At 67.2% G+C, this 1,133-nt stretch carries 1 protein-coding gene; it reads right to left on the bottom strand.

Annotated elements, in window-relative coordinates:
• Positions 1 to 1,062: AMP-binding protein (locus tag ACZ4M5_RS34685; protein ID WP_467743084.1), on the bottom strand; the 1,062-nt coding region annotated here is incomplete at its 3' end.
• Positions 1,063 to 1,133: the final 71 nt, after the last annotated feature.

Below are 1,133 nucleotides of genomic sequence, written 5' to 3'. Positions count from 1 at the left end.
CCGGGCCAATCCCTCACCGGCGATATACAGCTCACCCGCCACACCCGCCGGCACCGGCATCAGACCACCATCCAGCACATACAGCCGGGTGTTCCGCGCCGGACGACCGATCGGCACGGCACCGGCCGGAACCCGGTCCCCCGGCCCGATCCGGTACTCCATGCACCCAACGGTCGCCTCGGTCGGACCGTACTCATTGACCACCGTGGCCCACGGGTGACGCTCACGCCACTGCACAAGCGACTCACCCAGCAACGCCTCACCACCCAGCACCAGTTCACCCACCCCGTAACCGGCACCCGGCACCCCCTCCACGGACGAGGAACCACCGGCCAGAGCACCCAACATCGCCAGATGACTCGGCGTCGCCTTCACCAGCAGCGGCCCGTCCACCCGCGTCGCCAACGTCTCGGCCACCACCTCCAGATCCACGACCTCGACCCGGCCACCGTGAACCAGCGGCGCGAAAAGCGCCGTCACCGTCAAATCGAACGACAACGGCGAGTGCAACAGCGCCCCACCCCGCACACTCGGATAAACCACCCCCGCCCACGTCAGATAGTCGGCCAACGACCGGTGCTCCACCACAACCCCCTTCGGAGCACCAGTGGACCCGGACGTGTAGATGACGTACACCGCATCACGACCCGACACCGACCGCACCGGATCGGTATCCGCACACCCCACCACCGCGTCCCCGACCTCCTCGAGCAACAGCCGGGAACCCTCAAAACCCACCCTCGAAGCCAGCTCACGGCTCGTCAGAAGCAACACAGGCGCCGCGTCACCAAGAACGTAGGCAATCCGGTCAGCGGGATAATCCGGATCGACCGGCACATAGGCCGCCCCCGTCTTCACCACCGCCAGAACAGCCACCACCGCCTCCGCCGAACGCGGCAAAGCCAGCGCCACCACACGACCCCGCCCGGCACCCCGACCGATCAACAGGTGAGCCAGACGATTGGCACGAGCATTCAACTCCGCGTACGTCATCACCTCTCCCCCATCGACCACCGCCGCAGCACCAGGCGTACGCGCCACCTGCGCAGCGAACAACTCCACCAACGTGTCACCACCCGGGAACGACGACTCACTCCCACCCCACCCACACCGAAGCAACCCGGACCGCTCGG

The sequence above is a fragment of the Streptomyces sp. NPDC026246 genome, from assembly GCF_055567995.1.
Note: the sequence above shows the minus strand (reverse complement) of the source record. Positions and strands in the feature narration are given on the sequence as shown.